The sequence below is a fragment of the Coleofasciculus sp. LEGE 07092 genome (genome assembly GCF_015207375.1).
GTDB lineage: Bacteria > Cyanobacteriota > Cyanobacteriia > Cyanobacteriales > Coleofasciculaceae > LEGE-07092.
Genome location: NZ_JADEWY010000203.1, coordinates 1 through 7,610, shown reverse-complemented (window position 1 = coordinate 7,610; position 7,610 = coordinate 1). Strand labels below are relative to the sequence as shown.

9 protein-coding genes are annotated in these 7,610 nt (G+C 46.4%); 4 read left to right on the top strand and 5 right to left on the bottom strand.

Translation table 11 applies throughout. The features are described from left to right. Positions 1–628, top strand: a 628-nt coding sequence (locus IQ257_RS28140; protein ID WP_193933408.1) for a hypothetical protein, incomplete at its 5' end; no start/stop codon positions are given. Between the two features lie 106 nt (positions 629–734). Here IQ257_RS28140 and pstB read toward each other — a convergent pair. The 5 genes from pstB to pstS all read right to left on the bottom strand — a co-directional run bounded on the left by pstB (position 735) and on the right by pstS (position 6,265). Continuing rightward, positions 735–1,541 (bottom strand): phosphate ABC transporter ATP-binding protein PstB, encoded by an 807-nt coding sequence (pstB, locus tag IQ257_RS28135; RefSeq protein ID WP_193881636.1) that lies wholly within the window; start codon positions 1,539–1,541, stop codon positions 735–737. Positions 1,542–1,755: 214 nt separating this feature from the next. After that, the gene (gene pstA, locus IQ257_RS28130) at positions 1,756–2,691 is read right to left on the bottom strand and encodes a phosphate ABC transporter permease PstA (protein WP_193881633.1); all 936 of its coding nucleotides are present in this window, start codon (positions 2,689–2,691) and stop codon (positions 1,756–1,758) included. Further along, positions 2,688–3,632, bottom strand: coding sequence for a phosphate ABC transporter permease subunit PstC (gene pstC, locus IQ257_RS28125; RefSeq protein ID WP_193881630.1), 945 nt, complete (start codon positions 3,630–3,632; stop codon positions 2,688–2,690). Before pstC ends, pstA begins: the two co-directional genes overlap by 4 nt. Before the next feature lie 228 nt (positions 3,633–3,860). Then, a complete protein-coding gene (locus tag IQ257_RS28120; RefSeq protein ID WP_193881627.1) occupies positions 3,861–4,937 on the bottom strand; it encodes a PstS family phosphate ABC transporter substrate-binding protein in 1,077 nt (358 codons plus the stop codon). A 194-nt stretch (positions 4,938–5,131) separates the two neighbouring features. Continuing rightward, positions 5,132–6,265 carry a phosphate ABC transporter substrate-binding protein PstS gene (gene pstS / locus IQ257_RS28115; RefSeq protein WP_193881625.1) on the bottom strand — a complete coding sequence of 378 codons (1,134 nt, stop codon included), beginning with the start codon at positions 6,263–6,265 and terminating at the stop codon, positions 5,132–5,134. A 92-nt stretch (positions 6,266–6,357) separates the two neighbouring features. Between pstS and IQ257_RS28110 the strand changes: the two genes are divergently transcribed. Genes IQ257_RS28110 through lspA form a run of 3 tightly spaced genes read left to right on the top strand, consistent with a single transcriptional unit; the run spans position 6,358 to position 7,581 of the window. Beyond that, the gene (locus tag IQ257_RS28110; protein WP_193881622.1) at positions 6,358–6,507 is read left to right on the top strand and encodes a hypothetical protein; all 150 of its coding nucleotides are present in this window, start codon (positions 6,358–6,360) and stop codon (positions 6,505–6,507) included. Between the two features lie 30 nt (positions 6,508–6,537). Continuing rightward, entirely contained in the window at positions 6,538–7,119 is a 582-nt protein-coding gene (locus IQ257_RS28105; RefSeq protein WP_193881619.1) for a biotin transporter BioY, read from the top strand. Positions 7,120–7,122: 3 nt separating this feature from the next. Further along, positions 7,123–7,581 (top strand): signal peptidase II, encoded by a 459-nt coding sequence (lspA, locus tag IQ257_RS28100; protein WP_193881615.1) that lies wholly within the window; start codon positions 7,123–7,125, stop codon positions 7,579–7,581. Positions 7,582–7,610: the final 29 nt, after the last annotated feature.

The window sequence follows — 7,610 nt, the reverse complement described above, 5'->3', positions numbered from 1 at the left end:
CCTCTTTGCACAATCCCCAACCTGTCCGGCAGATGTAGAGACTTTAACCTCTCTATTGCTACAAGATTTACCTAGCTATGCGAACCGAGTGATGCAGCGATCGCGACGCTTGGAAAGAGCTGTGGATCAATTTAGTTATGTTATTGTGGCAGGACGACCGGAGTTTAAACCCCTCACCCTCGGACCTGGTGTCTATGAACCCCCTGCCCCAACTGCTGATGTGGAACCTCCCCAGCAAGTTTTTTTCACAACCCTAGAGCGGCAGTATCAGAAAGACAAGGCGGTTGAATTCCAGAATTTCCACTGGTTGTTTCTAGTTCAGACTGATACGGGTTGGCGCTTGGCGATGATGTTTACCCGAATTGGTTCGTCGGCGCTGGGACGCCCTCCAATGCCGCCGCGAGAAAGTAGTCAAGGTGTTATTGGACGAGCCGTTAGTCTTTGGCTGCGAGATTGTCGGGCTGGAGCCATTCAAGTTTCACCAACAGAAAGCGATCGCACCTTGAATTTGCGTCATAAAATGAGGCATTTTTTATACACTCCCAAAAATAAATCATCCCGTAGGACAGGCAACATGAGCTGTCGATGGCAGGTGACATTGTGCGATCGCCAGAATAAATTGACCTAATGCTCAAAAGGACAGCAAGCTGAGAAAAGAAACCCCTGAACCAATAAGCCTCTGCTCTCCTACCTCAATTGCAGACAACCCAAGAGGCTACACGACAACTTTTTTCTTAACCAAACCGTCCGCTCACATAATCTCTCGTGGCTTCCTCTTTGGGGTTTTGGAAGATTTGTTCCGTTTGGTCAAATTCTACCAAGTAGCCTTGCTTCCCACCTTTGTCTGTTGCTTTCGCGTTGAAGAAAGCAGTCATATCGGCTACCCGCGTCGCTTGTTGCATATTGTGGGTAACAATAACAATCGTGTAATTTTCTTTAAGTTCGTTGAGCAATTCCTCAACCCGTAGGGTAGAAATGGGGTCAAGAGCAGAACAAGGTTCATCCATCAGAATGGCTTCTGGCTCAATGGCTACCGCACGCGCAATACACAAACGCTGTTGCTGTCCACCCGACAGGGATAAGCCATTTTCTTTGAGTTTATCTTTGACCTCATCCCAAAGGGCGGCTTGCCGGAGCGATCGCTCTACCAAATCATCCATTTCACCTCGGTAGCCGTTGATCCTGGCTCCAAAGGCAATATTATCATAAATCGATTTCGGAAAAGGATTGGGTTTTTGGAACACCATTCCAATGCGGCGACGCACTTCTACCGCATCGACTCCCTTTCGATACAAATCTTCTCCCTTATAGGTAATTTTTCCCTGAACGTGCGCCGCTGGAATCAAATCGTTTAATCGATTAAAGCATCTCAGCAGGGTACTCTTTCCACAGCCAGAAGGACCAATAAAGGCAGTAATTTGATTTTCTGGGATATACAGATTGACACCCTTAACTGCCTCAAAGGAGCCGTAGAAAACGGAGACATTTTCTACCTTAAAAACTGTTTCTGTCGCCACTTCATTTGAATAATTAGAAACCATGACCTTTCAGGGGTAAAAATCAGAAAAACAGTACTATTTTGTTTCTCTATCGGGTGAGGTACAAAGCCCTGGATTTCAGGGAGTAGGAAAGACGATCTCACTTAAATAGGAATTGCTATATCAACCTGTCTTGATTTTGTGCAGGCGACAGGTTTGTCAATGGAGCTTGCCCGCTTTATTCTTGCTCCATCAACAGAATAATTGATGTTGTGCATTACATTTCTTTCTGAAACTTATTGCGCAACCAGATAGCTGTTGCATTCATCACTAACAACACCACCATTAGTACAATAATACCAGCGGCTGCCGCTGTATGGAATCCTTCTTGAGGACGGGAAACCCAGTTGAAAATTTGAATGGGCAGGGCGGTAAAAGGAGTTTGCAAACCTTCCAAAGACATGGGAGGCAAAAAGGCAATAAAGGTTAAAGCCCCAATGGTAATTAGGGGTGCCGTTTCACCAATCGCACGGGATAGGGCAAGAATGGTTCCAGTCAACATTCCCGGAAACGCTAGGGGAAAAATTTGCTCCCGAATCACCTGCCAGCGCGTTGCTCCCAAAGCAAAACCCGCTTGACGCAGGCTAGACGGTACTGCCCGCAGAGCTTCCCTGGTGGAAACAATCACAATCGGTAGAACCAGCAGGCTAAGAGTCATCGCACCGGCTAGAACGCTGCGCCCTCCTGTAATCGGCTCTATCAGCCGCACAAAAACAGCCAAACCCAGTAAACCGTAAATGATAGAGGGAACGGCTGCTAGATTGGCAATATTTACCTCAATGACTTTGGCGTACCAGGTATCTTTAACAAATTCTTCTAAGAAAATCCCCGCTCCAACCCCTAGGGGAAAGGTGAGCAAGGCTGTCAGCACCATCAGCCAAATCGTCCCTACTAGGGCTGACTTCAGACCGGCTTTTTCTGGGAAGCGAGAGGGAAATTCGCTTAGCAAAGTCCAGTCTAGGCGTGGGAAAGCATCTATGAACACATCGACTAGCAAAACAACGAGGACGACAAGACTAATAATCACTGCCGCCCAGCTTGCAATTTCAAAAGCCTTGTCGAGTTTATAGCGTCGTCCGAGGGCAAAATCGAAGTTCTGTTTTTGCTCAAAGGGCGTATCTTGAGTGGGATTGGAAGAATCTTGAGTTGTCATTCGTATTTTTGTTGAAAGCGACGGACAAACCAGAAGCTGAAAACGTTCAACCCTAAGGTAATGACGAACAGGGTTAAGCCAACCGCATAAATCGCTTTAAATGCCAAAGAACCAGCAGGTGCATCTCCCAAGCTGACTTGCACAATGAAGGAAGTCATCGTCGCAACTGGCACCAAAGGATTAAGGGTCAGATTTGGACTTTGACCGGCAGCAATGGTTACAATCATCGTCTCACCGACAGCACGGGAGATTGCCAGAATAAACGAAGCCACAATACCGGATAGAGCACCGGGTATAACAACACCTGTGATTACTTCCCGCTTGGTTGCTCCGAGGGCGTAAGCTCCCTGTCGTAAGCTGGAGGGAACGGCATAAATTGCATCTTCGCTCAACGATGCCACCATCGGCAGGATAGCAATGCCCATGACGATGCCAGCACTTAAGGAGTTGAACGGTTCTATTCCCGGAATAATCTTTTGTAAGATAGGTGTCACGAATAGTAGTGCAAAATAACCGTAAACCACCGTCGGCACCCCTGCTAGAATTTCCAGAGCGGGTTTGAGCCAGCGACGCATTCGGCGTGGTGCATACTCACTCAAGCAGATAGCAGAGAGCAATCCAAGGGGTAAGGCAACCGCAATTGCGATCGCAGAGGTCAAAAATGTGGCGCAAATTAGGACAAAAATACCATACTGTTTGTTCGTGAATAGGGGCGTCCATTCAGTATCGAATAGGAAATTTGAAATCGGCACTTCCTGGAAAAAGGGGATAGCATCCACCACCAAGGTAATTACAATACCAAATGTGGTGAGGACGGAGACTAGGGCAAACAAGCCAAAGACACCGACGACTGTCCCCTGAACCCATTTGTTTAGGGTGCGGTTGGGTTGCCAGATTTCTGCATGACGGGAGCGTTCTAACGGTGAGGAACGGGTACTCATAAGAGTAAGCTGTCTATTCTCTAGGTGAATACGAGAGTTTCATCATTTCACTGTCATCGATGCCACACCTACACTAGTAATCTAGATAGTAGCGATCGCTACTCCTAACCCCATATAGCCCGATGCTGGAGAAATGGTATCAGGCTAGCTCCTGGGGGCTAGCCTAAGTGAGCCCCTGTCGTAAATGACTATTAGGCTCTGGTGAGGGGCGAATATACTCGATTGAGTTTATTTACCGGCTTCCTCTTTCTCCAAAATGTCTTTGATTTTTACGCCAACGGTAGAACCCCCGTCAAACAGACTCCCTGTCTTCTGATTCTCAAAGCGAGCTTGGACGGCATCATAGACTGGCTCTGGCATCGGAATATAGCCCACTTGTTTGACCAATTCGCCGTTGTCTTTCTGCAAGTAGAAATTAACGAATTCTGCAACGGGCGCACGAGAAATCGCGTCTTTTTTGACGTAGATAAAAATTGGGCGAGCCAAGGGTTGATAGGTGCTATCCTCAACGGTTGCAGCACTGGGAGTAACACAACCTTCACCGTTGCTCGGATCACCGTCATCAATTGTAACGGCTTTGAGGCTGCCTTGATTTTCTTCGTAATACGCCAAACCAAAGTAACCTATTGCGCCTTCGCCATTAGAGACACCCTGCACAATTACATTATCATCTTCGCTAGCGGTATAGTCACCCCGGCTAGCTCCTTCTTTTCCATTAACCGCATCTGTGAAGTAATCAAACGTACCGGAATCCGTTCCCGGACCGTATAAGCTGATTTCTTGGTCAGGAAAGCTAGACCGCACTTGATTCCAATTGGTAACTTTACCCTGAGCATCCGGTGCCCAAATTTTGTTCAATTCTTCAACCGTCAAGCAAGTAGCCCAATCATTTTTGGGATTGACTACCACAGAGATAGCATCGTAGGCGACAGGAAGTTCGACGTATTCAATTCCGGCTTTTTCACAAGCTTCGATTTCTTCTTTCTTAATTGGGCGGGATGCGTCGGAAATATCCGTTTCCCCAGCACAGAATTTCTTGAAGCCGCCGCCTGTACCCGACACGCCCACCGTAACTCTAACCTTGGAATTAAGCTTTTGAAATTCTTCTGCCATTGCTTCGGTGATGGGGAACACCGTACTAGAACCATCAATGGCAATGTCGCCAGACAAATCAGCGTTAGTCGCCGCTTGCTCGGTTTCGCCATTACCACTCGTAGCGGATTCATTATTACCACAGGAGACTACTCCCAATGCCAAAGCTGCAATTGAGAGCAGAGATACCAAACAAGTTTTTTGAGACAGCATGGGATATTTTTCGGAGTTTATCAAGGAATCACGGTTTCTAAGAATACTACTCCCGCGTAAAGATGAGGTTAAGGCAATGATTAAAATCGGGTTGCGATCGCTAAATTTAACCTTTTGACCCTAAGTCCCCCACTAAAATCTTAAATTGAGTTGCAACGTTCAATAAAAAGAGTATTATGGGGTGTTCTAGAACTTTACTGAGATTGGCTAAGGTCGATTTTGTAATCTCGGCTAATTTCATCAGCAACGGCTGCGACCTTTTCAATAACTTGATCGGGTAAAGGCACATACCCTAATTTGGCACTGACCTTCTGACCTTCAGTTAAACCATATTCGACCATTGCCTCTATCGTTTTAGCTTTGTCAGGATTAGAATAATTGTTGTAGGCAAGCATCCAACTGTAAGTAACGAGGGGATAGGACTGGCTTCCTGGCGGGTCAGTAATGGAAACGTGTAAACCTTTTGGTAGTTCTATCCCTGCCAAGCTTTCCGAGACTGACTCTTGTGTCGGCATCACAAAATTAGCCGCTCGATTTTCTAAGGCAGCAACTTTTAAGTCTTCTAGTGCAACGTAGCTGTAATCGACATAACCAATCGCTCCTTCAGTTTGCTGAATTTTAGCAGTAGCATCTCCATTGCCTTCTGCACGAATAAAAGCATCTAGCGGCAACTCCAGAGTCTGATTTTTTGCCACTGTATTTTTCCACTCATCACTAATAGCACTCAGATGTTTCGTAAAAACCTGAGTGGTATCGCTTTTCTGAGATTGGTAAATTACGGTAATGGGCTTGTCTGGTAATAAAACGTCAGGATTAGCTTCAGCAAGTTTTGGGTGGTTCCAGTTTTGGATTTTACCCAAAAAGATATCAATGTAGACTTCTCTGGTCAGTTTCAGTTCTGTTTCCATCCCTGGAAGGTTGTAGGCTAGGGCAATACTACCCCCCGCCATCGGCAACCACAAAACATTTTTATCCAACTGAGCGATGTCTTCGTCCGTCATAGCAATATTGGTAGCGCCAAAATCTACAGCGCCAGCCACAAACTTCTGAATACCCACCTCACTGCCAACCGACTGGTAATTAATCTCAACTTGGGGATGTACCTTCTTGAAATCAATAAACCAATGTTGGTAGAGGGGCGCTGGAAACGACGCGCCAGCACCCATGAGCCGTAAATTTCCAGCTAGGATTAATTTTTCCTTACCCTCGTCCCCATCGGGAATTTTAACCTCTTGACCATCCCTCCAACTGCAAGCTGCCAGACTGGATGCCAGAATCATCATGACGATTGAGCCAACCAGACGAGTTGGATTGAGACGGAAAAGCATTTGCACCAAAACCTCAAGGACTTAATTCGATCTAAGCCCATGAAATTATATCGTTTGCCAGAAAAGATAACATCACCCTTAAATAAGAGTGCATGAGTCCTGATAATATATTGCGTGTCCGGATTGGGGTCGTCACCCAATCGCTCAGTGCAATTAGAGGGTTAAGCGTGATTATTACAAGTCCAGCCATTCGTCCAATCGAGTCACCGATTCCCGGAAAATCTCCTTTCCATCGGGTATAGAATGGGAGTCTAGATCCATTACCATCAGAAGTGTCTGCTCCCAACGAATTGATATGGGCATTAATTGGCTTACTGCTTACAATCGGCGGCACGTTTTTGGAAGCCTTCGTGACTAATCCGCCTTGGGCTTGGTCAGACGGAGTTCACACCGTATCGCTGGGTGTTACCTGTCAGATTGGCGCTGTACTACTAGCGGGTTGTTTAGGGGGCAAAAATGCCGGAGCCCTTTCTCAAATTGCTTACGTCGTTTTAGGTTTAAATCTGCCAGTCTTTGATCAAGGCGGTGGACTTGGCTACTTGAAAGAACCCAGTTTTGGTTACTTGTTGGGTTTTATTGCCGGGGCTTGGGTGTGCGGTTTTCTGTCTTTTCGAGTTCCCCTGAGATTGGAATCCCTAGCCTTTAGCTGCATTTGCGGTCTTTTAACCATCCATATCTATGGTTTAGGCTATTTGATTGTTTTCCACCTGATTTTCAACATGGCTAGTATGGATGGTTTATCCTTGCTTGATGCAATTTGGAAATATTCACTCTATCCCCTACCAGGACAGCTAGCTGTTGCCTGTGCTGTCACTGTTTTAGCCTACGCCCTGCGGCAACTGATGTTTTATTAGTTTATGGGAAAAAATCGCCTCTTCTGGGTTGCCGCTACTGTCAGTCTGATTCTGGATCAATTGACTAAATATTGGGTCGTGCAGGATTTCAATCTATACGAGACGCTGCCTTTGTGGGCGGGCGTTTTTCACTTTACCTACGTGACTAATACAGGTGCAGCATTTAGCCTCTTCAGTCAGGGAGGCGGTTGGTTGCGTTGGCTGTCATTAATTGTCAGTGTAGGTTTAATCGCCCTCGCCTGGTTAGGTCCACCGCTTAAGCGGTTTGAGCAGTTGGGCTATGGATTTATTTTGGGGGGGGCACTGGGTAACGGTATCGACCGATTTGTCAACGGTTATGTGGTAGATTTCCTAGATTTTCGGCTCATCCGCTTTCCTGTATTCAATCTGGCAGATGTTTTTATTAATGTGGGAATTATCTGTTTAGTGATTGCTATGTTTCGCCAGACACCGGGAAAATAGAGCAGGGGAGCAGAGGGGCAGGGGAGCAG

Bases quoted from the DNA above. Each gene is read 5' to 3' on its own strand.
- pstB (WP_193881636.1), bottom strand. From the start codon at position 1,541: ATGGTTTCTAATTATTCAAATGAAGTGGCGACAGAAACAGTTTTTAAG.
- pstA (WP_193881633.1), bottom strand. From the start codon at position 2,691: ATGACAACTCAAGATTCTTCCAATCCCACTCAAGATACGCCCTTTGAG.
- pstC (WP_193881630.1), bottom strand. From the start codon at position 3,632: ATGAGTACCCGTTCCTCACCGTTAGAACGCTCCCGTCATGCAGAAATC.
- IQ257_RS28120 (WP_193881627.1), bottom strand. From the start codon at position 4,937: ATGCTGTCTCAAAAAACTTGTTTGGTATCTCTGCTCTCAATTGCAGCT.
- pstS (WP_193881625.1), bottom strand. From the start codon at position 6,265: ATGCTTTTCCGTCTCAATCCAACTCGTCTGGTTGGCTCAATCGTCATG.
- IQ257_RS28110 (WP_193881622.1), top strand. From the start codon at position 6,358: ATGAGTCCTGATAATATATTGCGTGTCCGGATTGGGGTCGTCACCCAA.
- lspA (WP_193881615.1), top strand. From the start codon at position 7,123: ATGGGAAAAAATCGCCTCTTCTGGGTTGCCGCTACTGTCAGTCTGATT.